Raw genomic sequence first — 26,766 nt, forward strand, 5'->3', positions numbered from 1 at the left:
GTAATTTCCAATGGCTTTAATCGCTCGAGCTCGCAAAAAGCGCAAGCCGGTTGCCGAGATGAACGTGGTGCCTTACATCGACGTGATGTTGGTGCTGCTGGTCATCTTCATGGTGACCGCTCCGATGCTCAATCAGGGCGTGAAAGTTGATCTGCCCAAGGTTTCCAGCGAAGCCTTGCCGCAGGACAACAACACTCAGGTCCTGACCATTTCGATCAAGGCTGACAAGACCTATTACTGGAACCTTGGCAGCGAAGTCGACACTGAAAAGCAGCAGGACAAGGCAATGACCTTGCCGCAGATGACTGACGCCGTGACCAAGATCATTCGCGCCGGTACTGAAGGCGGCAAGCGTACCCAAGTGTTCATCCGCGGCGACAAGACCGTTGATTACGGTTCCGTCATGGGCGCCATGGGCGGGTTGCAGAAAGCCGGGGTCGGTAACGTTGGCTTGATTACCGAGGCACCCTGATGCAGCAAATGCGAGAGCCGTCCGCCTCGGAAAGCTACTTCTGGCCTAGTGTCCTGGCGATTGTCTTGCACGTGCTGGTGTTCGGCATGCTGTTCGTCAGTTTTGCCTTCACGCCCGAACTGCCGCCGGCCAAGCCGATTGTCCAGGCGACCCTGTACCAACTGAAATCGAAAAGTCAGGCGACCACCCAGACCAATCAGAAGATTGCGGGTGAGGCGAAGAAATCCGCCGCGCGCCAGACCGAAGTCGAGCAGATGGAACAGAAAAAGATCGAGCAGGAAGCGATCAAAGCCGCGGAACAAAAGAAGGAAGATGCGGCTCAAAAAGCCGAAGAATCCAAAAAGGCCGACGAGACGAAGAAAGCGGAAGAGGCAAAAAAGGCTGATGAAGCCAAGAAAGCCGATGAAGCGAAGAAGACCGCCGAAGCCAAAAAGGTCGAAGAGAAACAATTGGCTGATATAGCCAAGAAGAAGTCTGAAGAAGAAGCCAAGAAAGCAGCTGAAGAAGAGGCCAAGAAAGCGGCCGCTGAAGAAGCGAAGAAAAAGATCGTCGAAGACGCGAAGAAGAAAGCCGCGGAAGACGCCAAGAAGAAATCTGAAGCTGAAGACGCGAAGAAGAAAGTCGCCGAAGACGCGAAGAAGAAAGCTGCTGCCGATGCTGCGAAGAAAAAATCGCAGGAAGCGGCACGTAAATCCGCCGAAGACAAAAAGGCTCAGGCCTTGGCAGATTTGCTTTCCGACACGCCGGAGCGTCAGCAGGCCTTGGCGGATGAGCAGGGTGACGAAGTCGCCGGTAGTTTCGATGATCTGATCCGTGCTCGTGCAGCGGAAGGCTGGGCTCGTCCACCTTCGGCCCGCAAAGGCATGACAGTCGTGTTGCAAATCGGCATGTTGCCGGACGGTACGGTGACTTCGGTCAGCGTCGGCAAGTCCAGTGGCGATGGTCCATTTGACGCTTCTGCTGTAGCAGCGGTGAAGAATATTGGACGTTTGACAGAAATGCAGGGAATGAAGCCGAGCGATTTCGCTCCGTATCGTTCATTCAAGATGACATTCACACCTGAGGATCTAGCCTTGTGAGAAACCTTCTTCGAGGAATGCTTGTCGTTATCTGCTGCCTGGCAGGGATAGCGGCAGCTGATGAAAAAAACATTCTGGTCACCAGCGGCAGTGATCGGGCCACCCCGATTGCAGTCGTTCCGTTTGGCAACCAGGGCGGCAGCGTGCTGCCGGACGACATGGCCGAAATCATCGGTAACGACCTGCGCAACTCGGGTTACTACTCGCCGATTCCAAAACAGAACATGATCAGCCAGCCAAGCCAGGCCAGCGAAATCATCTTCCGTGACTTCAAGGCGCTGGGTGCCCAGTACGTCATGGTCGGCAGTATTGCTCCTGCAGGCGGTCGCCTGCAGGTCCAATACGCACTGTTCAACGTCGCCACCGAGCAGCAAGTGCTGACCGGCAGCGTGTCGGGCAGCGTCGATCAACTGCGCGACATGTCGCACTACATCGCGGACCAGTCGTTCGAAAAACTCACCGGTATCAAAGGTGCGTTCTCGACTCGTCTGTTGTACGTGACAGCCGAGCGTTTTTCCGAGAAGAACACTCGCTACACGCTGCAACGTTCGGACTATGACGGTGCCCGCGCTGTGACCCTGCTGCAATCGCGCGAGCCGATCCTGTCGCCGCGTTTCGCACCGGACGGCAAGCGCATCGCTTATGTCTCGTTCGAGCAGAAGCGTCCGCGTATTTTCATGCAGAACATCGACACCGGTCGCCGTGAGCAGATCACCAACTTCGAAGGCCTGAATGGCGCGCCAGCATGGTCGCCGGATGGCAATCGTCTGGCATTCGTACTGTCGAAAGATGGCAACCCGGACATCTACGTGATGAACCTGGGTTCGCGTCAGATTACGCGTGTCACTAACGGTCCTGGCATCAACACCGAACCGTTCTGGGGTAAAGATGGTTCGACCATCTACTTCACCTCGGACCGTGGCGGCAAGCCGCAGATCTACAAAACCAGCGCAGGCGGTGGTGGTGCGGAGCGTGTGACCTTTATCGGTAACTACAACGCCAACCCTAAACTTTCGGCTGACGAAAAGACCCTGGTGATGATCCATCGTCAGGAAGGTTTCACTAATTTCAAGGTGGCGGCCCAGGATTTGCAGCGCGGAAGCGTAAAAATCCTCACTGATAGCACTCTGGACGAGTCGCCTACTGTTGCGCCCAACGGCACCATGGTAATCTACGCCACCCGCCAGCAGGGCCGGGGAGTCTTGATGCTCGTGTCCATTAATGGACGCGTAAGGCTCCCGCTTCCTACCGCACAAGGCGAAGTCAGAGAACCTTCCTGGTCCCCTTACCTGAACTGACGCGGCGCTACACGTTGTACTTAACACACTGGGGTTCATTAGGAGTTTCACGATGGAAATGCTGAAGTTTGGTAAATTTGCTTCGCTGGCGCTGGCCAGGGCTGTAGCTGTAGGTTGCTCGTCCAAAGGCGGCGACAATGCCGGTGAAGGCGCTGTAGATCCAAACGCTGGTTACGGCGCAAACACTGGTGCAGTTGACGGCTCCCTGAGCGAAGAAGCTGCTCTGCGCGCAATCACCACTTTCTACTTCGAATACGACAGTTCGGACCTGAAGCCAGAAGCCATGCGCTCCCTGGACATTCACGCCAAAGACCTGAAAGCAAACGGCGCTCGCGTTGTTCTGGAAGGCAACACCGACGAACGTGGTACTCGTGAGTACAACATGGCACTGGGCGAGCGTCGTGAGAACGCCGTTCGGCGTTACCTGGTACTGCAAGGTGTTTCCCCAGATCAGCTGGAACTGTTTTCCTACGGCGAAGAGCGTGCTGTTTCTACCGGCAACGACGAGCAGTCCTGGGCTCAAAACCGTCGCGTCGAACTGCGTAAGTAATTCGTCATGCGAACGTGCCGTCGTGCTGTAACTGTTTTGGCTCTCAGCCTCGCACCGCTTGCGGTGTGGGCTGCGGTTCCTGTGGTCGATAACGACTCCGGCTATAACAATAGCGGGACTAGTAATCCGCCTGCGGGTTACGGTACGAACGGCGCCTATGCCGGGGGAGGGGTTTCGGCCCCTGTCTCGGCACAGGGCGAGCTGTTCAACCAACTGCAATCGATGCAGGAGCAGATCTCGCGCCAACAAGGCATCATCGAAGTTCTGCAAAATGATGTAGCGCGCATGAAGCAAGAGAACCTGGAGCGATATCAGGATCTTGATCGGCGCATAGGAACCGGCGTTGCACCAGCCGCGACTCCTGATAATTCTTCCACCGGTGGCAGTTTGAATGCCCCCGGTGCAGCAGTGGGCGCAGCCGCAGGAGCGGCAGCCGCTCAGGCACCTGCCGCGGGTAGCGAACCGGCTGATCCGGCGAAGGAAAAACTGTATTACGATGCAGCTTTCGACCTGATCAAAGCCAAGGATTTCGACAAGGCCAGCCAGGCTTTTGCCGCATTCCTGCGCAAGTACCCGAACAGTCAGTACGCGGGTAATGCCCAGTACTGGTTGGGCGAAGTGAACTTGGCCAAGGGCGATCTGCAAGGTGCAGGTCAGGCTTTTGCCAAGGTTTCACAGCTGTACCCCAAGCATCCAAAAGTGCCTGATTCGCTGTACAAGCTGGCTGATGTAGAGCGCCGCCTTGGTCACCCCGACAAGGTCAAAGGCATTCTGCAACAGGTTGTGTCGCAATACCCGGGCACTTCCGCTGCTCAGCTGGCTCAGCGTGATCTGCAGAAAATGTAAGGCTGCTTGACCTGTTTCGAAGAAACCCGCGCTTGTCGCGGGTTTTTTCGTTAGAATTCACGCCCTTTTTATGAAACACGCTTTTTGGGATCTGCGCGGTGGCGGGGTTCCTTGAAGTGCCTGACGGAGGCGGACAGCCTGTTTAGCTGTTATGCCCGTGGCGACTATGCAAGACACATTGAGAATCACCGAAGTTTTCTACTCGTTGCAGGGTGAAACGCGGACTGCCGGGCTGCCCACTGTTTTTGTGCGTCTGACCGGTTGCCCATTGCGTTGCCAATACTGCGACAGCGCTTATGCATTCACTGGCGGCACCATTCGCACGCTCGACGACATTCTTGAGCAAGTGGCCGGTTTTCGTCCGCGTTACGTCTGTGTCACCGGCGGCGAGCCGCTGGCACAACCCAACGCCATCCCATTGCTCAAGCAGTTGTGTGACGCCGGTTACGAGGTCTCGCTGGAAACCAGCGGCGCCCTGGATATCTCGGCGGTCGATCCACGGGTCAGTCGCGTCGTCGACCTGAAAACCCCGGGTTCGAAAGAAGCCCATCGCAACCGCTACGAGAACATCGAACTGCTCACGCGCAACGATCAGGTGAAGTTCGTCATCTGCTCGCGGGAAGACTATGACTGGGCCGTGTCCAAGCTGATCCAGTACGGTCTGGATCAGCGCGCCGGTGAAGTCCTGTTTTCGCCAAGTCACCATGACCTCAATGCACGGGACCTGGCTGACTGGGTGGTGGCGGACAACCTGCCAGTGCGTCTGCAATTGCAGTTGCATAAATATCTGTGGAATGACGAGCCGGGGCGCTGAAATGACTGAACAACTGAACACTGCTGAAAAACGTGCGGTCATCCTGCTGTCCGGCGGGCTCGACTCCGCGACCGTTGTGGCCATGGCTCGTGCTGAAGGCTACAGCTGCTACACCATGAGCTTCGACTACGGTCAGCGGTCTCACGCCGAATTGCACGCCGCCGAACGTGTCGCCCGAGACTTGGGTGTTATCGAACACAAGGTCATCGGTCTGAACCTGAATGGCATCGGCGGTTCTGCACTGACCGATAGCAGTATCGATGTGCCGGAAGTGGCGGGCGAAGGCATCCCGGTAACTTACGTGCCGGCGCGCAACACGGTGTTCCTGTCCCTGGCTCTGGGCTGGGCTGAAGTGCTGGGCGCGCGTGACATCTTTATTGGTGTGAACGCCGTGGATTACTCCGGATACCCAGACTGCCGTCCCGAGTTCATCGAGTCTTTCGAGCGCATGGCCAATCTGGCGACCAAGGCCGGCGTAGAAGGGCTGGGCTTTCGTATTCAGGCACCACTGCAGAACCTGAGCAAGGCGCAAATTGTCCAGGCAGGCGTGAAGCTGGGTGTTGATTACGGGCTGACTGTTTCCTGCTATCAGGCCGACGATAATGGCCGCGCATGCGGCAAATGCGACAGCTGTCGCCTGCGTGCAGAAGGCTTTGCGGCAGCCGGAATCAGCGACCCAACACCTTATTTTTGATTTATTTCAAATTAGGTGTTGAATAGTCCTTAAAAATCAGTATTATACGCGCCACCACACAGCGGGTCGTTAGCTCAGTTGGTAGAGCAGTTGGCTTTTAACCAATTGGTCGTAGGTTCGAATCCCACACGACCCACCATTTTTGTAGCAGTTTTAAAAGTCTGGAAGGCCCACGCAAGTGAGGATTTCCGGATTTTTTTTTGCCCGCGATTTGAGCTCGCTTAGTTCCGGGCTGCAACCCGTGACGCAGGTCAGAATCATCTTTTGCATCCACGGGATATTCTGTAGCCTTGCGCAGCTTCAACGTTGTCCGTGCCTGATGATACTCACTCTCCCGGCGGTACCCTGAAGGGGCCGGAGCCGGGTGTATACTCGACTTTCGCGCGAAAGCGCCTGCAGGTCTTGCGAACATGACGCAGATTTCCGAACGCCTTCTGGTTCAAGCCCACCTCGACGCCAAGCAGCCAAAGCCGCTGACTGCCGAGGAGGAGGCCTATTACCGTGCCGCCATCGCTGCCGAGCTCAAGGCTCAGGATGCGGTGCTGGTTGCTCACTTCTATTGCGATCCGGTTATTCAGGCCCTGGCCGAAGAAACCGGTGGTTGCGTCTCCGACTCGCTGGAGATGGCCCGCTTCGGCAATGCTCATCCGGCCAAGACCGTGGTGGTCGCCGGTGTGAAGTTCATGGGCGAGACCGCCAAAATCCTCAACCCTGAAAAACGCATCCTGATGCCAACTCTGGAAGCGACTTGCTCGCTGGACCTGGGTTGCCCGGTGGACGAGTTCTCGGCGTTCTGTGATCAGCACCCGGAGCGTACCGTGGTGGTGTATGCCAACACGTCGGCGGCGGTCAAAGCCCGGGCGGATTGGGTGGTGACTTCAAGCTGCGCGCTGGAGATCATCGAAAGCCTGATGGATAACGGCGAAACCATCATTTGGGGCCCGGACAAACACCTGGGCACCTACATCCAGCGCCAGACCGGTGCGGACATGCTGCTGTGGGACGGTGCCTGCATCGTTCACGAGGAGTTCAAGTCCAAGCAGCTCGAAGACATGAAGGCGCTGTACCCGGATGCAGCGATTCTCGTGCACCCGGAGTCGCCGACGGCGGTGATCGAGTTGGCGGATGCCGTTGGCTCTACCAGTCAATTGATTGCAGCAGCGCAGAGCCTGCCGAACAAGACCTTTATCGTCGCCACTGATCGCGGCATCTTCTACAAGATGCAGCAGCTGTGCCCGGACAAGGTCTTCATCGAAGCGCCAACGGCCGGTAACGGCGCAGCATGCCGCAGTTGCGCACATTGCCCATGGATGGCGATGAACACCCTTGAGCGCACGCTGAAGAGCTTGAAGGAAGGGACTAACGAGATCTTTGTCGATCCCGCACTGATTCCACAAGCGATTCGGCCGCTCAAGCGCATGCTCGACTTCACCCAGGCCGCGCGGATGAAATTAGCCGGCAACGCCTGAGATCTGTCAGCTAGTTGCAAAAAACTGTGGGAGCGAGCTTGCTCGCGATAGCGGTCTGTCAGTCACATACATGTTGACTGAAACGCCGCCATCGCGAGCAAGCTCGCTCCCACAGTGGTTTTCGTATGGCTGGATTACTTGGTTTTCTTTGGAATTCGCACGAGCTGGGTATTGGAGTAGATGTCATGCCAGCTGCGTTTCTGTTTGTCGAACAGCGACCAGAAGAAACCCAGCCCGACGCACAGCAAGGACGCGATCGACACCACAAAGCGCAGCAATGCCTGCCACAGGCTGATGGATGAACCGTCGGCGTTTTGCACGCGTATGCACCAGACCTGCATGCCCAGGGTCTGACCGGACCAAGTCCAGAACTTGGCGAAGAAGCCGAACAGCACAAACAGCAGCACCGTTGAGAGCAATGGATCGCCGTCCAGCGCGCCGGCTTCGGTCAGGGTGCGCATTTTGTCTTCGCCGATGATCGCCATCTGGATCATCTTGTAAATCCCGCTGGTGACGATCAGCAGGGCGGTACACAACAGGAAGTCGTAGAACATCGCTGCCAGGCGACGACCCAGGGTGACGGCAGGAAAGTCGCCCTGGGGTTTGAGAAGATGTTTCGACATGGCAGCCTCTGGACGGAAAAAAGAAGCCATTTTACGGATTTACGCGCACAAAAAAGCCCCTGATATCAGCATCAGGGGCTTTTTCGTTACAGAAGATCAGGCTTCTGCTTGTACCTCGTCAGCCTGCATGCCTTTCTGGCCTTGCACAGCAACGAAAGTCACTTTCTGGCCTTCTTTCAGGCTCTTGAAGCCGTTGCCCTGAATAGCGCGGAAATGCACGAACAGATCCGGACCGCTTTCTGGAGTGATAAAACCAAAACCTTTCTCGTCGTTAAACCACTTGACGGTACCGCTCTGACGTGTGGACATTTCTTATTCCTTTGACGCAAAAAATTAATGACAGCCTCCTTCTTGTGAAAGAGCACTGGGGCTGGTTGCAGGAGAGTAAGAAGACGTCGAACGGGATGTAGCTAACTTGTAGGCTACTGCCCAGGTCACGATTCCAAGCGACCCATGCAAACACAGTGAACAAACTCTACGCCAACTACGGGAGAAAAAACAAGCCCTGTGGAGGGCCCGCAATTGCTCGCGTTGGCGCGTTTATGCGTCAACTAGTGCGGGCTTATGCGATGGCGGTGTTCAAATGTTTTCGATCGTTATAAGCAACGTTCATAAACGAAGCTTACAACCTATGTTATGCACTGTTTTATGGCGGTTGCGTTACACATTAGTGCGCCGTTAACGCAACCGCGTTACTTATAGAAACAGTCAATCAGCCGCGGTAGTAGCGTTGTGGAACAAATGGCATTTTGCTTACAAGCAGAGGCACCTTTTTCCCACGAACAATCGCCCATACCGGCGAATCGAGAGCGATGTAAGCACTGTCGACGTAACCCATCGCCAAAGGGCCGCCCAGGGTCGGACCGAAGCCGCCACTGCAAACCGCACCAATGATGTCGCCTGCTTCATTGACGATCTCTGCGCCTTCGCGCACCGGCGTGCGTTCCTGAGGCAACAGGCCAACGCGCTTGCGGCTGACACCGGCTTGTTGCTGTCCGAACACGGTTTCAGCGCCTGGGAAGCCGCCGGCACGAGCGCCATCAGCGCGACGAGGCTTGGAGATGGCCCACAGCAGGCTGGCTTCGATCGGGGTGGTCTCGGTGTTCATGTCGTGGCCATAGAGGCACAGACCGGCTTCCAGGCGCAGGGAGTCGCGAGCGCCAAGGCCGATGGCCGCCACTTCAGGTTCGGCCAACAGGGCGCGAGCCAGGGCTTCGGCGTTGGCGGCCGGCACGGAGATTTCGTAACCGTCTTCACCGGTATAACCCGAACGGCTGACAAAGCAGTCCACGCCCAGCAATTTCACGCGAGCGAACTGCATGAAGGTCATCTTCGCCACTTCAGGCGCCAGGCGCTCGAGCACGGTGACGGCGGCCGGACCTTGCAGAGCGAGCAGGGCGCGTTCTTCGAACAGCGGCTCGATGGTGCACTGGTCGCCGATGTGTTTGCGCAGATGCGCCAGGTCCTGGTCCTTGCAGGCGGCGTTGACCACCAGGAACAGTTCGTCGTTACCCAGGTTGGCGACCATCAGGTCGTCGAGGATGCCGCCGGTTTCGTTGGTGAACATCGCGTAGCGCTGCGTGCCCACCGGCAAGTCGATGATGTCGACCGGCACCAGGCTTTCCAGCGCCTTGGCGGCATTGGCGCCGGTCAGGCGGATCTGGCCCATGTGCGAGACATCGAACAGCCCGGCCTGATCACGGGTGTGCTGGTGTTCTTTCATCACGCCGAGCGGGTATTGCACCGGCATGTCGTAGCCAGCAAACGGCACCATGCGGGCGCCGAGTTCGATGTGCAGTGCGTGCAGCGGGGTTTTCGACAGTTGTTCGGTGGACATATTCAGCTCCTGAAAAAGTGTGCAAATGCGCGTGAGCATCAGCACTCGATAATGTTGACCGCCAAACCGCCCCGGGCGGTTTCCTTGTATTTGCTTTTCATGTCGGCGCCGGTCTGACGCATGGTGCGGATGACCTTGTCGAGGGAGACGAAGTGCTGACCGTCGCCACGCAGGGCCATGCGCACCGCATTGATCGCCTTGACCGACCCCATGGCGTTGCGCTCGATGCAAGGCACTTGCACCAGCCCGCCAATCGGGTCGCAGGTCAGGCCGAGGTTGTGTTCCATGCCGATTTCCGCGGCGTTTTCCACTTGCTGCACGGTGCCGCCGAGGACTTCGCACAGGGCGCCGGCGGCCATGGAGCAAGCCACGCCAACCTCACCCTGACAGCCGACTTCAGCGCCGGAGATCGAGGCGTTTTCTTTATAGAGAATGCCGATCGCGGCCGCGGTCAGCAGAAAGCGTACGACGCCGTCTTCGTTGGCCCCGGGGATGAAGCGCATGTAGTAATGCAAAACAGCGGGGACGATCCCTGCCGCACCGTTGGTGGGAGCCGTCACCACGCGCCCGCCGTTGGCGTTTTCTTCGTTGACCGCCAGTGCGTAGAGGTTGACCCAGTCCAGCACCGACAGCGGATCGCGCAGGGACGATTCCGGGTTCTTGCACAGTTGCCGATGCAGCGCGGCCGCCCGACGTTTGACCTTCAAGCCACCGGGCAGGATGCCTTCGTTACGACAACCGGCGTCGACGCAGTCCTGCATCACTTGCCAGATTTTCAGCAGGCCGGCGCGGGTTTCCGCTTCCGGGCGCCAAGCACTTTCGTTGGTCAGCATCACCTGGCTGATCGACAGACCATAGGTGGCGCAGTGACCGAGCAGGTCCTTCGCGCTTTTGAACGGGAAGGTCAGTGGTGTGGCGTCTTCGACAATGCGGTCGGCGCCAGCGGCGTCTTCATCGACCACAAAACCGCCGCCGACCGAGTAGTACTCGCGGCTGCGGATTTGCAGGCCCGCGGCGTCGAAGGCGCGAAAGATCATGCCGTTGGGGTGATAGGCCAACGGTTTGCGGATCATCGCCAAATGTTCTTTCTCATTGAACGCAATGCTGTGTTCGCCGAGCAGATTCAAGCGACCATTGCCACGAATCTCTTGCAGACGGGCGGCGACGGTTTCGGTGTTCACGGTGTCCGGGTGTTCGCCTTCCAGGCCCAGCAACACAGCCTTGTCACTGCCGTGGCCTTTGCCGGTGGCGCCGAGTGATCCGTAGAGTTCGACTTTGACGCAAGTGGTTGCGGTCAGCAGCCCTTCACGGCGCAAACCTTCGGCGAAACGTGCCGCAGCGCGCATCGGGCCGACGGTGTGGGAGCTGGAGGGGCCGATGCCAATCTTGAACAGGTCGAACACGCTTAAAGACATGGTTGTTCTCCGGTTTCTTGTTATAGGAATTGGCGCAATCTGGTGTTTTGCACAGGCCCCTGTGGGAGCGAGCTTGCTCGCGATAGCAGACTGACATTCACTATCAATGTCGACTGAAAGACCGCTATCGCGAGCAAGCTCGCTCCCACAGGGGATATGCGGTGTCCTTGAAAATGGGGCGAGTAAACCCGCCCCCTATGGTTTAAGCGTAGCTTTCGATCGACGGGCAGGCACAGATCAGGTTGCGGTCGCCAAACACGTTGTCGACGCGACCGACCGGTGGCCAGTACTTGCCTTCGATCAGCGACGCTACCGGATACACCGCTTGCTCACGGCTGTACGGATGCGTCCACTCGCCGACGATTTCCGCCGCGGTGTGCGGGGCGTTTTTCAGCGGGTTGTCGTCCTTGTCCAGGGTGCCGTTTTCCACCGCGCGGATTTCTTCGCGGATGCGGATCATGGCGTCGCAGAAGCGGTCCAGTTCTTCCTTGGATTCGCTTTCGGTCGGCTCGATCATCAACGTGCCGGCCACCGGGAACGACATGGTCGGGGCATGGAAGCCGAAGTCGATCAGGCGCTTGGCGACGTCATCGACGCTGATGCCGCTGCTGTCTTTCAACGGACGCAGGTCGAGGATGCATTCGTGCGCCACCAAGCCGTTGCTGCCGGTGTACAGCACCGGGTAGTGCTCTTCGAGGCGACGGGAAATGTAGTTGGCATTGAGGATCGCCAGTTGCGAGGCACGTTTGAGGCCGGCGCCACCCATCATCCGAATGTACATCCAGGTGATCGGCAAAATGCTCGCGCTGCCGAACGGTGCGGCGCAGACCGCGCCTTCTTTACGCTCCATGGTGCCGTGACCCGGGAGGAACGGCGTCAGGTGCGACTTGACGCCAATCGGGCCGACGCCCGGGCCGCCACCGCCGTGGGGGATGCAGAAGGTTTTGTGCAGGTTCAGGTGCGACACGTCGCCGCCGAACTTGCCCGGGGCACAGAGGCCGACCATGGCGTTCATGTTGGCGCCGTCGATGTACACCTGGCCGCCGTGGTCGTGAATGATGCCGCAGATTTCGCGGATGCCTTCTTCGAACACGCCGTGCGTCGACGGGTAGGTGATCATCAATGCCGCGAGATGCTCGCGGTGCTCGATGGCCTTGGCGCGCAGGTCTTCGATGTCGACGTTGCCGCGGGCATCGCAGGCGGTGACGACCACGCGCATGCCGGCCATGTTGGCGGTCGCCGGGTTGGTGCCGTGGGCGGACGAGGGGATCAGGCAGATGTCGCGACGGTCTTCGCCACGGCTCTGGTGGTAGGCGCGAATCGCCAGCAGCCCGGCGTATTCACCTTGCGAACCGGCGTTCGGTTGCAGCGAGATCGCGTCGTAACCGGTGGCGGCGCACAGCATCGCTTCCAGTTCATCGGTCAGCTGCTGATAACCGGCGCTTTGCTCGGTCGGGGCGAACGGGTGCAGGGCACCGAACTCGGCCCAGGTCACCGGGATCATTTCGCTGGCGGCGTTGAGTTTCATGGTGCACGAACCCAGCGGGATCATGGTGCGGTCCAGCGCCAGGTCCTTGTCGGCCAGTTTGCGCAGGTAGCGCATCAGCTCGGTTTCCGAGTGATAACGGTTGAACACCGGGTGGCTGAGGATCGGCGAATGACGCAGCAGGGCGGCTGGGATCGTGCTTTGGACGGTTACAGCCAATGCCGCGAAGTCTGGCAGGGTTTTGCCGTCGGCCAGCAGGGCCCACAGGGTTTCCACGTCAGCTTGCGAAGTGGTTTCGTCGAGGGACAGGCCCAGACGTTCACCATCGACCACGCGCAGGTTGATCTGCTGAGCACGCGCCTGCTCGTGCAGCTGGGCGGTGTTGGCGCCGGTGTTCAGGGTCAAGGTGTCGAAGAAGTTTTCCTGCTCGACGCTCAGGCCCAATGCGCTCAAGCCTTGGGCCAGAATCGCGGTCAGGTGATGCACACGATTGGCGATCTGCGTCAGGCCTTTCGGGCCGTGGTACACGGCGTACATGCTGGCGATGTTGGCCAGCAGCACCTGGGCGGTGCAGATGTTGCTGGTGGCCTTCTCGCGGCGGATATGTTGCTCGCGGGTTTGCATCGCCAGGCGCAGGGCCGGCTTGCCGAAACGGTCCACCGAGACGCCGACCAGACGGCCCGGCATGTCGCGTTTGAACGCATCCTTGGTGGAGAAATACGCCGCGTGCGGGCCACCGAAGCCCAGCGGCACACCGAAGCGTTGTGCGCTGCCGATGGCGACGTCGGCACCGAATTCGCCCGGCGGGGTCAGCACGGTCAGGGCCAGCAGGTCGGCGGCGACCGCCACCAATGCGTTGGCGGCGTGGAAGTGTTCGGTCAGTGCGCGGTAGTCGAACACATCACCGTTGCTTGCCGGGTATTGCAGCAAGGCGCCGAAGAACGGCGACACGTCGCTCAGTTCACGCTCGTCGCCAACGACTACGTCGATGCCCAGCGGCTCGGCCCGGGTGCGCAGCACGTCGAGGGTTTGCGGGTGGCAATGCACCGACGCGAAGAACGCGTGGCTGCCCTTGTTCTTGCTCAGGCGTTTGCAGAAGGTCATCGCTTCGGCGGCGGCGGTGGCTTCGTCGAGCAAGGACGCGTTGGCGATCGGCAGGCCGGTGAGGTCGCTGATCAGGGTCTGGAAGTTCAGCAGCGCTTCGAGACGGCCCTGGGAAATTTCCGGTTGGTACGGGGTGTACGCGGTGTACCAGGCCGGGTTTTCCAGCAGGTTGCGCAGGATTGGCGACGGCGTGTGCGTGCCGTAGTAACCCTGGCCAATGTAGGTCTTGAACAACTGGTTTTTGCCGGCGATGGACTTGATCAAGGCCAGGGCATCGGCTTCGCTCAGGCCGTCTTCGAGGCCGAGGACGCTGGTGCCCTTGATACTGTCGGGGATGACGCTGGCGCTCAGGGCTTCCAGCGAGTCGAAGCCGAGGCTGTTGAGCATGGCTTGCTCATCGCCGGCGCGCGGGCCGATGTGGCGGGCGATGAATTCGTTGGCGGTGGTCACGTTTACAGAAACAGAAGGTACTTGAGTCATGTTGGGCGCTCCTCAGGCTTCGGCGTTGGCTTTGATCAGACGGTCGTAGGCGTCTTGATCCAGCAGTTTGGCGACAGCCGATGCATCGGTTGGCTGGAAGCGGAAGAACCAGCCTTCGCCCAGCGGATCTTCGTTGACCAGTTCAGGGCTGCTATCCAGCGCCGGGTTTACTTCCAGCACTTCACCATCCAGCGGCATGTACACGCCGCTGGCGGCTTTTACCGATTCCACGGTGGCGGCTTCAGCGCCTTTGTCGTAGGACTGCAGCTCAGGCAGTTGTACGAAAACCACGTCGCCCAGGGCGTTCTGTGCGAAAGCGGTGATGCCGACTGTGACGCTGCCGTCAGCTTCGGTACGCAGCCATTCGTGATCTTCAGTAAAACGCAACTCGCTCATGGAAACTCCTAAGGGGCCAGACTCGTCTGGTGGGCGCGATTGAATGCTTGGGCAAAAGCCCTGCTTTATAAGCGGTTACTAAGCAAAATCGCGGCCAATGTTATTTAATCGTTATAAATCAATGACTTATATGTTTGTTCAAGGTATATGAATTTGCTGGCTGTAGCGAAATCGCTACAGCACAGGGTGGAGAAAAAAGACTAAGTGGATCAAAGCCTTGCACAGCGGCGATCAGGAGAGGGTGTATCGATATCGTTCCGCTGTAGCGCTTTCAGTACAGATGGAGGTCGCTTTGGAGATACTGGGCCGCACACAAAACCTGTGGGAGCGAGCTTGCTCGCGATAGCGGTGCAACAGTCGACATCTCTGTTGAATGTCAGTCAGCTATCGCGAGCAAGCTCGCTCCCACAGTGGTCAAGTGTTGGCGGTGGGATTGTGTTCTACCAACGACCTTATGCTTTGTTGGGAATGCCGTACTTGCGTAACCGATGGGCAATTGCCGTGTGAGAGGTTTGCAGGCGGCTGGCCAGTTGGCGGGTCGAGGGGTAGCTGACGTAGAGTTTTTCCAGCAGGGTTTTTTCGAACTCTTCCATCGCCTGTTCGAGGCTATCGACGTCGCTGTCACTCTGACGCGCCACGGAGGTGCCGGCGATATCGAGGTCGCCAATGTCGACCAGGCTGCTTTCGCATATGGCGGCGGCGCGGAAGATCACGTTCTGCAATTGCCGCACGTTGCCCGGCCAGCGATTGCCCAGCAGTGCCGGATAGGTGCCTGGCGCCAGGCGACAGACCGGGCGCTGGATCTGCGCGCAGGCCTGCTGCATGAAGTAGCGGGCCAGCAGCAGGATGTCCTGGCCGCGTTCGCGCAGGGGCGGGACTTCGACGTTCAGGACGTTGAGGCGATAGAAGAGGTCTTCGCGGAACGAACCCTCGCTGACCATTTTTTCCAGGTCGCGGTGCGTGGCGCTGAGGATCCGCACATTGACCTTCACCTCACGATCCCCGCCCACCCGGCGGAAGCTGCCGTCGTTCAAGAAGCGCAGCAACTTGGCCTGCAAGTACGGCGACATCTCGCCGATCTCATCGAGAAACACCGTGCCCTGGTTGGCCAGTTCCATCAGCCCGGGTTTGCCGCCCCGTTGTGCGCCGGTGAAGGCGCCGGGGGCGTAGCCGAACAGCTCGCTTTCGGCGAGGTTCTCCGGCAATGCCGCGCAGTTCAGCGCCAAAAATGGCGAACTGTGCCGAGCGCTGATGGCGTGGCAGGCACGCGCCACCAGTTCTTTGCCGGTGCCGGTTTCGCCCTGGATCAGCAACGGCGCATCGAGGGCCGCAACGCGCTGGGCGCGGGCCTTGAGGGTCCGAATCGCCGGGGACTCACCGAGCAGCGCATCGAAACCTTCGGCATGGTCGTGGTGCAGCGCCGACAGGCGTTCGCCGATACGGTTGGGTTGATACAGGGTCAGCAGGGCGCCGGCGTCGGTGATCGGTGTGGCGTCCAGCAGCAACGTCTGGCCGTTGACGGTGACTTCCCGCAGCGGCAGGCGGAAGCCGTTTTCCAGCAAGGCTTCGAGCAGTGCCGGGTCGGCGAACAGGTCGGCGATGCTTTCGCCGTCAGGCTCGCAACCGTACAGGGCAATCAGTGCCGGGTTGGCCAGCAGCACCTTGCCGGCACTGTCCAGCGCCAGGACCGGGTCGGTCATGGCCGCGAGCAGCGCATCAAGCTGCAGGTGCCGACGCTGACCGGGAAGAATGTCGACCACCGTCACCGCTTGCACGCCGCGCACGCTGAACAACGCATCGCGCAGCTCTTCGAGGACTTCCGGGCTCAGCGTCGGGGCGTCGATGTAGACGTTGGGCGGAACCATTTCCACCGCATCCAGATTGAGATTGCGCCCACCGAGCAGGGCCAGGACTTCCTGGGTAATGCCGACGCGGTCGATGAAGCTGACGTGGATACGCATGGGGCGTTGTTGGGTTCTGGAGTGCGGAGGGTGGCAAGTATGCCTTGGAGGAGGGTGGTTGGTGAAATCGAGTGATGGAAACACCACCTGTAGGCGCCGGCAAGCCGGCTCCTACAGAGGGGAGTGAGTTACTCCAGGTGTTCGGGTTTGACCGGATCGCCGGATTTCATGTCCAGTTGCACCCGTACGTCTTCGAACATCGCATCGTAGTATTTGTGCACGGAACCGATGTTGCTGTGCACCTTGGGAAGGCCGTACTTCTCGGCGATTTTCGTCACGTTGCTCGCGAAGTTGTAGGCCTGATCCTTGGGCAGGAAGAATGACTCCTTCAAATCACTACCCTCGATGCTGCCATGCATCGTGAACAGCATCCCTTTGCCTTCTTTGGGATCCTGAGTCACTTCATAGTCGATACACAGGTCGTAGCTGACATCATCCTTGTTCAGCGCGTGGCGCTCGATGTGCAAGTGACCGGGCTCGAACGTTGCCATTGACGTCTCTCCTTATAAATAAGTTATGCCAGGTGTCGCCGTGCTGATCCGCGTGCCGGCCTTGCCCTGGACGATCGCTTCGATGTCCGAGAGTGAACCGATCACCGCGACTTTTCCAGTGTGGCGCGCGAACTCGCAGGCGGCTTGAACCTTCGGCCCCATGGAGCCGGCGGCGAAGCCGAGTTTTTCCATATCGTCCGGGTGAGCCTGGGCGATGGCTTTCTGGGTCGGTTTGCCGAAGTCGATGAAGGCCGCGCTGACGTCGGTGGCAATCACCAGCAGATCGCTCTCGAGCTGTTCGGCCAGCAGCGCCGAGCACAGGTCTTTGTCTATCACCGCTTCCACGCCTTGCAGCTTGCCGTGGGCGCCATACACCGTCGGGATGCCGCCACCGCCGGCGCAAATCACGATGCTGCCTTTTTCCAGCAGCCACTTGATCGGGCGGATTTCGAAGATGCGTTTCGGTCTCGGGCTGGCCACTACGCGGCGGAATTTGTCACCGTCCGGGGCAATCGCCCAGCCTTTTTCGGCGGCAAGTTTTTCCGCTTCGGCCTTGGCGTAGACCGGGCCGATGGGTTTGGTCGGATTCTGGAACGCCGGGTCCTTGGCGTCGACCTCGACTTGGGTCAGGAGTGTGGCGAAGGGCACTTCGAAGTCCAGCAGGTTGCCCAGTTCCTGTTCGATGATGTAGCCGATCATGCCTTCGGTTTCGGCACCGAGCACGTCCAGCGGGTAAGGCGAAACCGAAGTGTAGGCCGCCGCTTGCAGCGACAGCAGGCCAACCTGGGGGCCATTACCGTGGGCGATCACCAGTTCATTGCCGGCATAAATTTTGGCGATCTGTTTGGTGGCGATCCGGATGTTGGCCCGTTGGTTGTCCGCGGTCATCGGTTCACCACGGCGGAGCAGGGCGTTACCGCCCAGAGCAACGACGATACGCATAATGCAGTCCTTCTAAACAGAGAAATTGCGGATGCCCCGGGGCGTCCCCCTGTAGGAGCCAGCAAGCCGGCTCCTACAGGGGGACGCCGGGTGAGCCTTTAGATATCCGCCAACGCCGACACCAGGATCGCCTTGATGGTGTGCATGCGGTTTTCCGCTTGCTCGAAGGCGATGTTGGCCGGCGATTCGAAGACTTCTTCAGTCACTTCGACGCCATTGGCCAGGTGCGGATACCGCGCGGCGATGTCCTTGCCGACCTTGGTTTCGCTGTTGTGGAACGCCGGCAGGCAGTGCATGAACTTCACCCGCGGGTTGCCCGAGGATTTCATCATTTTCGCGTTGACCTGGTACGGCAGCAGTTGCTCGATGCGCTCGTCCCACGCTTCCACTGGTTCACCCATCGACACCCAGATATCGGTGTGGATGAAGTCCACGCCCTTGACCGCTTCTTTCGGGTCTTCAGTGATGGTGATACGTGCGCCGCTTTCTTCGGCGAAGCCCTTGCACTGATCAATGAAATCCTGATGCGGCCACAACGCTTTCGGTGCGGCGATGCGCACGTCCATGCCCAGTTTGGCGCCAATCATCAGCAGCGAGTTGCCCATGTTGTAGCGGGCGTCGCCGAGGTAGGCGTAGCTGATGTCATGCAGCGGTTTGTCGCTGTGTTCGCGCATGGTCAGCACGTCGGCGATCATTTGCGTAGGGTGGAATTCAGCGGTCAGGCCGTTGAACACCGGCACGCCGGCGAACTTGGCCAGCTCTTCGACGATCTCCTGTTCGAAGCCACGGTACTCGATGGCGTCGAACATCCGCCCGAGCACGCGGGCGGTGTCTTTCATGCTTTCCTTGTGGCCGATCTGCGACGACACCGGGTCGATATAGGTGACATGAGCGCCCTGGTCATGAGCCGCCACTTCGAACGCGCAACGGGTGCGGGTCGAGGTCTTTTCGAAAATCAGCGCGATATTTTTGCCTTGCAGGTGCGGACGCTCGGTGCCGGTGTATTTGGCGCGCTTGAGGTCGCGGGACAGGTCCAGCAGGTAATTCAGCTCGCGAGTGGTGTGGTGCATCAGCGAGAGCAGGCTGCGGTTACGCATGTTGAAAGCCATGATGTGGATCTCCTTAAGTTTCGGTTATCCGCCTGCTTCACGCGTTGTAAGCGTGAAGCCGGGCACCAGAATTAATAGTCGATAGGGTCGCGAATGATCGGGCAGGTCATGCAGTGGCCGCCGCCACGCCCGCGTCCCAGTTCACCGGCGCTGATGGTGATGACTTCCACGCCGGCCTTGCGCAGCAGGGTGTTGGTGTAGGTGTTGCGGTCATAACCGATCACCACGCCGGGCTCCAAGGCGACCACGTTGTTGCCGTCGTCCCACTGCTCGCGTTCGGCGGCAAAGCTGTTGCCGCCGGTTTCCACCATGCGCAAGGCTTTGAGGTTGAGTGCCTGGGCCACGGTGTTGAGGAGGTTGGTTTCCTCGCGGCGGATGTCGATGCCGCCCGGTTTGCCTTCGTCAGGGCGCAGGGTGAAGGCGACGATCTGGTTCACCACTTCGGGGAAGATGGTGACCAGGTCGCGGTCGCAGAAGCTGAACACGGTGTCCAGGTGCATCGCCGCGCGGGACTTCGGCAGGCCGGCGACGATAATTTTTTCCACGGCTTTGTTCTTGAACAGGTTCAGCGCCAGTTGGCCGATGGCCTGACGGGACGAGCGTTCGCCCATACCGATCAACACCACGCCATTACCGATTGGCATCACGTCGCCGCCTTCGAGGGTGGCGCTGCCGTGTTCCTGATCCGGGTCGCCGTACCAGATTTCAAAGTCGGCGTTGGTGAACTGCGGATGGAATTTGTAAATGGCGCTGGCCAGCAAGGTTTCCTGGCGGCGCGCCGGCCAGTACATTGGGTTCAGCGTCACGCCACCGTAGATCCAAGAGGTGGTGTCGCGGGTGAACTGGGTGTTGGGCAGCGGCGGCAGAATGAAGCTGGAGTGGCCGAGGAAGTCGCGGAACATCTGGATGGTCTTGCCGCCGAAGCTGTCCGGCAGGTCATCGGCAGAGACGCCGCCAATCAGGAACTCGGCAATCTTGCGCGGCTCCAGGCTGCGCAGCCACGAACCGACTTCATTGATCAGGCCAAGGCCGACCGAATTGGCGGTGACCTTACGTTCCAGAATCCAGTCCAGCGCTTCGGGGATCGCGACGATGTCGGTCAGCAGGTTGTGCATTTCCAGCACGTCGATGTTGCGTTCACGCATTTTGTTGACGAAGTCGAAATGGTCACGCTTGGCCTGGGCAACCCACAGCACATCATCGAAAAGCAGTTCATCGCAGTTGTTCGGGGTCAGCCGCTGGTGGGCCAGGCCGGGGGAGCAAACCATGACTTTGCGCAGTTTGCCGGCTTCGGAATGTACGCCGTACTTAACTCTTTCCGTGGTCATTACAGTGATCCTCCAGATGACAAAACAATCAGGTGTTACAGGGTCAGAAAGCCGTCATACAGCCCGTAGGCCGCCACCAGGGCGCCTGCGACGACTGCGGCGAAAATCAGCTTCTCGACGTTGGTGAAAACCGGTTTGTTGACTTCAAGCTTGGCCTTGGCGAACAGGATCGCGCCGGGGGCATAGAGCAGGGCGGAGAGCAGCAGGTATTTGACGCCACCGGCATAGATCAGCCAGACCGCGTAAATCAACGCAACGGCGCCGATGAACAGGTCCTTGCTGCGTTCGGCGGCAGCGTTTTCATAGCTCTCGCCGCGCACCGCCAGCAGCAGCGCGTAGGCCGCCGACCACAGATATGGCACCAGAATCATCGAGGTGGCGAGGTAGATCAGCGACAGGTAAGTGCTGGCGGAAAACAGTGTGATGATGAGGAACAGCTGGACCATTGCGTTGGTCAGCCACAGCGCATTGACCGGCACATGGTTGGCGTTTTCTTTGCGCAGGAAGGCCGGCATGGTGTGGTCCTTGGCGGCGGCGAACATGATCTCTGCGCACAGCAACACCCACGACAGCAACGCGCCGAGCAGCGAGATGATCAGGCCAACGCTGATCAGCACCGCGCCCCAATGACCGACCACATGCTCCAGCACCGCGGCCATCGAAGGGTTTTGCAGTTTGGCCAGTTCCGGTTGAGTCATGATGCCCAGCGACAGCACATTCACCAGCACCAGAAACAGCAGCACGGTGATGAAGCCGATCACCGTGGCTTTACCGACGTCGCTGCGTTTTTCCGCACGGGCCGAGAAAATGCTCGCACCTTCGATACCGATGAACACCCAGACGGTGACCAGCATCATGTTGCGCACCTGGTTCATCACGCTACCCAGGTCCGGGTTTTTCACGCCCCAGATGTCAGCGGTGAAGATGTCCAGCTTGAAGGCGAAAATCGCGATCAGCACAAACAGGACCAGCGGCACGATCTTGGCGACGGTGGTCACCAGGTTGATGAACGCCGCTTCCTTGATCCCGCGCAGCACCAGGAAATGCACGGCCCAGAGCAGCACCGAAGCGCCAATAACGGCGGCGACAGTATTGCCCTCGCCAAAAATCGGGAAAAAGTAACCGAGGGTGCTGAAGAGCAAAACGAAGTAACCGACGTTGCCCAGCCAGGCACTGATCCAGTAACCCCAGGCGGACGAGAAACCCATGTAGTCGCCGAAACCGGCTTTGGCGTAGGCGTAGACCCCGCCGTCCAGATCAGGCTTGCGATTGGCCAGGGTCTGGAACACGAAGGCCAGCGTCAGCATGCCTACGGCGGTGATCGCCCAACCGATCAGCACCGCGCCGACGTCGGCACTGGCGGCCATGTTCTGCGGCAAAGAGAAGATCCCGCCACCAATCATTGAGCCGACCACCAGTGCAACAAGTGCACCGAGTTTCAGTTTTCCGGGGGATTCAGACATTGCATGACTCCAATGCAGGAGAAGAGAGACAACAGAATAATTCTGTTAGTTATTCACTCATCTGACATGGATCAATGCATAGGCACATTCCATTATTATTGAAAGACTTATGAACTTTTACCGAACATAACGGTACTGCTGGAAAGCCCTATCCAAAGGCCTCGGCCAGATCAAATAGAAATAATGCCTATCGCATGGAGTTTTGAAGCTAGTTTGTTTTTGAGTTTTCGCAAATTTCTCGTTTGCGTGTAGTTGAGAATTGAATTATTAGGTTCAACACGCAAAACTTTTATTGAGACGCGCCTGATAGAAGCACTGGCTATAAATAAAATTACGTTAATGGCCATTAATCAGTAAACGTTATTACCGTTTGACTATTTAGTTAAATCGTTGGGCGATCACTGCCGTCGGTATGCTGACCCTGGCGTTCGTCTTCCAGCGGTCGCTGGAATGGAAACGGTGGTCGATGGGGTGTATTCGCGCAGCATCGGATTGTAGGGGGAGCACGGCACGTTTTCGAAAAACCAGAGCGAATACCAGCCGAGTTTAAGACCGCAGGGTCCCCCTGCAACATAGAATCTCCCACAGTTTTTGTGTCGGATGCCGGTAATGAGCACGACGCTAAACCTGTGGGAGCGGGCTTGCCCGCGAAGGCGTCCGAAAAGTCACCACCACTGTGCGCGATGGGAACCCAATTCCCCGGCAGGAAGTGCCCACTGCATCGGAGTTCCGGTGATTTTCAGTGGCACATGAAGTCGATGCGCCGGTCCCCAGGTTGTCTGCTCAACCAACATGCCCTGATCGTTTTCATCCTCTGCCCGTAGCGGTTCGTGTGAACCTGCGCCCTGTTCAATCAACAACTTCGCCGTCCGCGCCAGCGACAACCGGGCCGACCCGCCACACCCCAGCAACGTGATCGCCGCAGCCGCCATCAGATACCCGGTCGCATGATCCAGCGCCTGCACCGGCAGTGGCGTCGGCTTATCCGCGTTCTTCCATCGCATGCCCGCTTCGGCAATCCCGCTGCTCATCTGCACCAGACTGTCGAAGCCGCGGCGGTTCTGCCACGGGCCGCTCCAACCGTAGGCATTGAGGCTGACGTCGATCAGGCCGGGCGCCAGTTTCTGGCGTTCGGCGACGCCGTAACCCAGGCGTTCCAGCGCGTCGGCGCGGTAGCCGTGGAGCAGAATGTCAGCGCCCTTGAGCAGGCTTTCGAACACCGCGCGATCAGTCTTGTCGTGCAGGTCCAGGCGTGCGCAGCGTTTGCCCAGGGTGACTTCCGGCACTACTCCCGGTTCGTTCCAGGTCGGAGGGTCGATCCGCAAAACGTCGGCGCCAAGCCCTGCGAGGAAGCGGCTGGCGACAGGTCCGGCGAGTACGCGGGTCAAATCCAGCACCTTGATCCCGGCCAGCGGTTGCGCCACCGAGCCTTGCCACGGTTTCGCGTTCTGGCGACTGTTGTCAGCAAACTGAATCAGCGGCTCGGCGTTCACCGCCTGACCTTGGGGATGCGCCTGCCATTGCGCCCAGCTACGCATCTCGGCGGCGCAGCCACCGGCATCGACCACGGCCTGCTCCAGATCGCTTTTGGCCCATTGAGCAACTTTGCTCGCCATCGCTGCACGGTCGGCACAGGCGCCGAGCACTTTTTCGGCAGCGGCGCGGTGATGGGGCGCGTTGGTGTGCAGGCGGATCCAGCCATCCTTCGTGGCGTAGTCACCGGCGACCGGGTCCCAGAGCGGCGGGACACTCCAGCCTATCGGGCGGATCGACGTGGAGAACCAGAAAGAGGCCAGTCGGCGGTCGACCTCAAGGGTGGGTAAGCGACCGGTGTGTTGCTGGAGCCATTCGCTGACAGCCTGTCCGGCAACGGCAATGCTGGCGCACGCAAGGTCGGTGACGGCAAACGCCGAGGGCAGGGCGCCACTCGAGGTGAACTTGACCTGAGTGTGGGGCAAGCCGAGTGCGGCTTGAATGGACGTGAGTAAATCAGTCATCGAAGGCCCTCCGGGAGAGAGGGCAGCATAGATCAAAAGACCAAAAGATCGCAGCCTGCGGCAGCTCCTACAGGGATCGGTGTAGGAGCTGCCGAAGGTTCGGGCCGCGTTCGGACGATCTTTTGAGGGTTACACCCGAAACTGATCCATCAATTTCATCTGATGCGAGGTCAACGAGTTGAGATGGCTGCTGATCTGCGCCGATTCGGTGGCCTGGCCGGTCAGGGTTTCGGTGACGGTACGGATCGCCGAGACGTTGCGGTTGACCTCTTCGGCCACGGCGCTCTGCTGTTCGGCGGCGCTGGCGATTTGCAGGTTCATGTCGCTGATGACCGTCACTGCGTCGCTGATTTTGCTCAAGGCCTTAACCGCTTGCTGGATCTGTCCGGCGTTGCTGTGGGCCTGGGTCTGGCTCGAATGCATGGTGGCAACCACGCCGCGAGTGCCGGTCTGGATGCGTTCGATCACGATGCGAATTTCTTCCACCGAATCCTGTGTGCGTTTGGCCAGGTTGCGCACCTCATCGGCGACCACCGCAAACCCGCGACCGCTCTCGCCGGCACGGGCTGCTTCAATCGCCGCGTTGAGCGCCAGCAGGTTGGTTTGTTCGGCGATGCTGCGGATCACCTCCAGCACTGAACCGATCTGCTCGCTGTTGACCGCCAATGCTTCGACTTCGGTCACCGCCTTACTGACTTCGTCGGCCAGTTGATTGATGTCGCGGGTGCTGCGTTCGATGATCTGCATGCCGTCGCGGGCCGACTGGTCGGCACCCTTCGCCGCGTTAGCCGCGTTCGAGGCACTGTTGGCGACGTCGTGGGCGGTGGCGCTCATTTCGTTGGACGCGGTGGCGACCTGGTCGATTTCGCGGAACTGCACTTGCATGCCTTCGCTGGTCTGGCGGGCGATTTCCGAAGACTGGTCGGCGGTGCCGCGCGCATCGGTGATGCTTTGCTTGATTTGCGCGATGGTCGGTTGCAACTTGTCGAGGAAACGGTTGAACCAGCTCACCAGTTCGCCCAGTTCGTCTTTCTTGCTGTAGTGCAGACGCTGCGTCAGGTCGCCGTCGCCGCTGGCAATTGCCTTGAGCATCTCGGCCACGCTGTTGATCGGCCGGGTCACGCCGGACGCCGTGAGCCAGATCAGCAACAGTCCGACCAGGCCGGCAATTACCGCCACCAAAACGGCTTTGATCGTGCCGCTTTGCTGGGCGTCATCGAGTACGGCTTGCAGTTTCACCGAGTCGGCCAGCAACACGTGTTTCGGCAGGTCGATCACCACGCCCCAGGCTTTGGACTCGGCAATCGGACTGACCGGGTACACCGCGCGGATCAGGTCGCCCTGTTCGAGAATCTTCGGCGTGCCAGCGCTGAGCAGTTGCAGGACGTCCTTGCCGTCTGCGCCCAGGGTGTCGCCGATGCTTTTACCGACCTTGCTTGCGTCGACGCTGTAACCGGCGAGCACGCCGCTGCCGGAGACGATCAACATGTGCCCGGCGTTGTTGAACAGATCGCGTTGGGAGTCGACAGCCGCCGCTTGCAGTGCGTCGAGGGCAATGTCCACACCCACCACACCGATGGATTTGCCATCCACCAGCAGCGGTACGGAAATGGTGGTCATCAGCATTTCCTTGCCGGCGACGGTATCGGCATAGGGGTCGAGCAGGCAGGTGCGCTTGCTGTCGCGAGGGCAGGTGTACCAGCTGTTGTAGGGTGTGCCGCTGAGGCTCAAGGTGGTTTTGGTCATGTCGTCTTCGACCATGATCGTGTTGATCCCGACACCGCCGGCACGGCTCCAGTAGCTGGCGAAACGACCGGCTTCGTTGGATTGGCGAGCTGCATCGTTGGCGAACTCGCTGTCCTTGCCGTCGAGGCCATTGGGTTCGAATGCCAGCCAGATGCCGAGCACTTTGCTGTTGCGCTCGAAAGCGGTTTTCAGGCTCTGGTTCAACTCTTCACGCAGGGCGCCGGCGTCAAGGGAGCGCTTGCTCGCCATGTTGCGCATGTCCTCGATCTGATCGGCCAGGGCGGTCACCACCAGCAGGCTTTCACCGAAGGTCTTCTGCACCCGCACCGCTTGCTCGGCGGCCTTGGCCTGGAGCAGGTTCTGCACGCTGGCGGTGAGCATCTTGCTGCTGGAGGCGCTGACCAGTTCATCGTTCTGATCGGTCTGGTAGATATTCATGCCGACGATCAGGGCGACCACGCCCAGCAGGCACAGACCGGACAGCAGGACGATTTTCAGGCGGATGGAGAGAGAGTCGAACATGGGACGAACTCGCGAATGGATGAGGTGTTGGCTGTGAGTCGGGATCGACCCGGTTCGCCAAGTCCATTCAGCGCCATTCAATGCACATCGGCGGGGGCGCAGGTTGCATGAGCGCAAAGCCGACGAACGGTAATAGTTGAACGTTTGCGCAGGAAAATGCCCTGAAAAGGGCAGAAATTCAGGAAATTGTCGGCAGCGATTCCGGTCGCGACCAGATCCACAGATTGCCCAGGCTCATGCCGGCAATCGCCAGAAAGATCGGCCAGCCAGGATCGAGCATCACCAGCATCAACCCGGCGCACAGCAGCATGCTGACGGTGGCGCTGACCTTGGCTCGGCGGGCGATGATTTTGCCGTTGCGCCAGTTGCGCAGGATGGAACCGAACAGCCGATGGTTTTCCAGCCAGGCACTCAAGCGCGGCGAACTCTTGGTTGCGGCCCAGGCGGCCAGCAGGATGAACTCGGTGGTCGGCAGGCCGGGTACGACGATGGCGATCAGGCCGATGCCCAGGCTGATGTAGGCGAGCAGGCCGAAGAGGATTCGGGTGAGTTTTGAGGAGGCAGGCATGGACTCAAGGGAGGTCGAAAGAGGCAAGATCGGAATTTGGAAGACCTGCTCAAACCCTGTGGGAGCGAGCTTGCTC

The 26,766-nt window shown here is 59.2% G+C and carries 23 protein-coding genes, 1 tRNA gene and 1 pseudogene; 9 read left to right on the top strand and 16 right to left on the bottom strand.

The features are described 5' to 3' along the window. Positions 1 to 19: 19 nt before the first annotated feature. The 9 genes from tolR to nadA all read left to right on the top strand — a co-directional run bounded on the left by tolR (position 20) and on the right by nadA (position 7,222). Positions 20 to 472, top strand: a complete 453-nt coding sequence (gene tolR / locus ACIQU2_RS18440) for a protein TolR (RefSeq protein WP_161807482.1) — start codon at positions 20 to 22, stop codon at positions 470 to 472. Continuing rightward, positions 472 to 1,551, top strand: a complete 1,080-nt coding sequence (tolA, locus tag ACIQU2_RS18445) for a cell envelope integrity protein TolA (protein ID WP_403143136.1) — start codon at positions 472 to 474, stop codon at positions 1,549 to 1,551. Before tolR ends, tolA begins: the two co-directional genes overlap by 1 nt. Next, entirely contained in the window at positions 1,548 to 2,849 is a 1,302-nt protein-coding gene (gene tolB, locus ACIQU2_RS18450) for a Tol-Pal system beta propeller repeat protein TolB (protein WP_074879460.1), read from the top strand. The genes tolA and tolB overlap by 4 nt, the downstream gene beginning before the upstream one ends. Before the next feature lie 52 nt (positions 2,850 to 2,901). Then, positions 2,902 to 3,399: a peptidoglycan-associated lipoprotein Pal gene (pal, locus tag ACIQU2_RS18455; protein ID WP_403143139.1), complete on the top strand. Its 498-nt coding sequence runs from the start codon at positions 2,902 to 2,904 to the stop codon at positions 3,397 to 3,399. 6 nt (positions 3,400 to 3,405) lie between these two features. Continuing rightward, on the top strand, positions 3,406 to 4,245 hold the full coding sequence (gene ybgF, locus ACIQU2_RS18460; RefSeq protein WP_403143141.1) for a tol-pal system protein YbgF: 840 nt from the start codon (positions 3,406 to 3,408) through the stop codon (positions 4,243 to 4,245). A gap of 166 nt (positions 4,246 to 4,411) precedes the next feature. Beyond that, complete coding sequence (queE, locus tag ACIQU2_RS18465; RefSeq protein ID WP_129437837.1) at positions 4,412 to 5,059, top strand: 7-carboxy-7-deazaguanine synthase QueE; 648 nt, start codon at positions 4,412 to 4,414, stop codon at positions 5,057 to 5,059. Between the two features lies 1 nt (position 5,060). Next, entirely contained in the window at positions 5,061 to 5,753 is a 693-nt protein-coding gene (gene queC, locus ACIQU2_RS18470) for a 7-cyano-7-deazaguanine synthase QueC (protein WP_347803479.1), read from the top strand. A 63-nt stretch (positions 5,754 to 5,816) separates the two neighbouring features. After that, positions 5,817 to 5,892: transfer RNA gene (locus tag ACIQU2_RS18475), tRNA-Lys, on the top strand. Positions 5,893 to 6,163: 271 nt separating this feature from the next. Beyond that, the gene (gene nadA, locus ACIQU2_RS18480) at positions 6,164 to 7,222 is read left to right on the top strand and encodes a quinolinate synthase NadA (protein WP_403143144.1); all 1,059 of its coding nucleotides are present in this window, start codon (positions 6,164 to 6,166) and stop codon (positions 7,220 to 7,222) included. 134 nt (positions 7,223 to 7,356) lie between these two features. Here the strand turns inward: nadA and ACIQU2_RS18485 are convergent, their stop codons facing one another. The 16 genes and pseudogenes from ACIQU2_RS18485 to ACIQU2_RS18560 form a co-directional block, all read right to left on the bottom strand. After that, positions 7,357 to 7,845: an RDD family protein gene (locus tag ACIQU2_RS18485; protein WP_111451447.1), complete on the bottom strand. Its 489-nt coding sequence runs from the start codon at positions 7,843 to 7,845 to the stop codon at positions 7,357 to 7,359. 96 nt (positions 7,846 to 7,941) lie between these two features. Then, the gene (locus tag ACIQU2_RS18490) at positions 7,942 to 8,154 is read right to left on the bottom strand and encodes a cold-shock protein (protein WP_003227496.1); all 213 of its coding nucleotides are present in this window, start codon (positions 8,152 to 8,154) and stop codon (positions 7,942 to 7,944) included. Positions 8,155 to 8,557: 403 nt separating this feature from the next. Beyond that, complete coding sequence (gcvT, locus tag ACIQU2_RS18495) at positions 8,558 to 9,682, bottom strand: glycine cleavage system aminomethyltransferase GcvT (RefSeq protein ID WP_403143148.1); 1,125 nt, start codon at positions 9,680 to 9,682, stop codon at positions 8,558 to 8,560. Positions 9,683 to 9,720: 38 nt separating this feature from the next. Further along, positions 9,721 to 11,097: an L-serine ammonia-lyase gene (locus tag ACIQU2_RS18500; protein ID WP_403143150.1), complete on the bottom strand. Its 1,377-nt coding sequence runs from the start codon at positions 11,095 to 11,097 to the stop codon at positions 9,721 to 9,723. A 202-nt stretch (positions 11,098 to 11,299) separates the two neighbouring features. Beyond that, positions 11,300 to 14,167, bottom strand: a complete 2,868-nt coding sequence (gcvP, locus tag ACIQU2_RS18505; RefSeq protein WP_403143153.1) for an aminomethyl-transferring glycine dehydrogenase — start codon at positions 14,165 to 14,167, stop codon at positions 11,300 to 11,302. Positions 14,168 to 14,179: 12 nt separating this feature from the next. Beyond that, positions 14,180 to 14,563, bottom strand: a complete 384-nt coding sequence (gene gcvH, locus ACIQU2_RS18510; RefSeq protein ID WP_008027813.1) for a glycine cleavage system protein GcvH — start codon at positions 14,561 to 14,563, stop codon at positions 14,180 to 14,182. 452 nt (positions 14,564 to 15,015) lie between these two features. Then, complete coding sequence (locus ACIQU2_RS18515; protein ID WP_403143156.1) at positions 15,016 to 16,524, bottom strand: sigma-54-dependent transcriptional regulator; 1,509 nt, start codon at positions 16,522 to 16,524, stop codon at positions 15,016 to 15,018. Positions 16,525 to 16,652: 128 nt separating this feature from the next. After that, entirely contained in the window at positions 16,653 to 17,015 is a 363-nt protein-coding gene (locus tag ACIQU2_RS18520) for a DUF5064 family protein (protein WP_347803472.1), read from the bottom strand. A gap of 12 nt (positions 17,016 to 17,027) precedes the next feature. Beyond that, positions 17,028 to 17,957, bottom strand: a complete 930-nt coding sequence (arcC, locus tag ACIQU2_RS18525) for a carbamate kinase (RefSeq protein WP_403143159.1) — start codon at positions 17,955 to 17,957, stop codon at positions 17,028 to 17,030. A gap of 98 nt (positions 17,958 to 18,055) precedes the next feature. After that, the gene (locus tag ACIQU2_RS18530) at positions 18,056 to 19,066 is read right to left on the bottom strand and encodes an ornithine carbamoyltransferase (RefSeq protein WP_403143162.1); all 1,011 of its coding nucleotides are present in this window, start codon (positions 19,064 to 19,066) and stop codon (positions 18,056 to 18,058) included. A 71-nt stretch (positions 19,067 to 19,137) separates the two neighbouring features. Beyond that, the gene (arcA, locus tag ACIQU2_RS18535; RefSeq protein ID WP_403143165.1) at positions 19,138 to 20,394 is read right to left on the bottom strand and encodes an arginine deiminase; all 1,257 of its coding nucleotides are present in this window, start codon (positions 20,392 to 20,394) and stop codon (positions 19,138 to 19,140) included. Between the two features lie 35 nt (positions 20,395 to 20,429). After that, positions 20,430 to 21,857, bottom strand: a complete 1,428-nt coding sequence (arcD, locus tag ACIQU2_RS18540; RefSeq protein WP_347803468.1) for an arginine-ornithine antiporter — start codon at positions 21,855 to 21,857, stop codon at positions 20,430 to 20,432. A 665-nt stretch (positions 21,858 to 22,522) separates the two neighbouring features. Continuing rightward, positions 22,523 to 23,854 carry a CoA transferase gene (locus ACIQU2_RS18545; protein ID WP_403143168.1) on the bottom strand — a complete coding sequence of 444 codons (1,332 nt, stop codon included), beginning with the start codon at positions 23,852 to 23,854 and terminating at the stop codon, positions 22,523 to 22,525. 129 nt (positions 23,855 to 23,983) lie between these two features. Then, positions 23,984 to 24,739, bottom strand: a complete 756-nt coding sequence (locus ACIQU2_RS18550) for a methyl-accepting chemotaxis protein (protein ID WP_403143229.1) — start codon at positions 24,737 to 24,739, stop codon at positions 23,984 to 23,986. Positions 24,740 to 24,889: 150 nt separating this feature from the next. Beyond that, positions 24,890 to 26,122, bottom strand: a pseudogene (locus ACIQU2_RS18555) (chemotaxis protein); the annotation flags it as partial. 178 nt (positions 26,123 to 26,300) lie between these two features. Next, entirely contained in the window at positions 26,301 to 26,690 is a 390-nt protein-coding gene (locus tag ACIQU2_RS18560; RefSeq protein ID WP_347803465.1) for a YbaN family protein, read from the bottom strand. Positions 26,691 to 26,766: the final 76 nt, after the last annotated feature.

This window comes from Pseudomonas sp. NPDC098740 (assembly GCF_044760065.1).
Lineage (GTDB): Bacteria > Pseudomonadota > Gammaproteobacteria > Pseudomonadales > Pseudomonadaceae > Aquipseudomonas > Aquipseudomonas rossensis.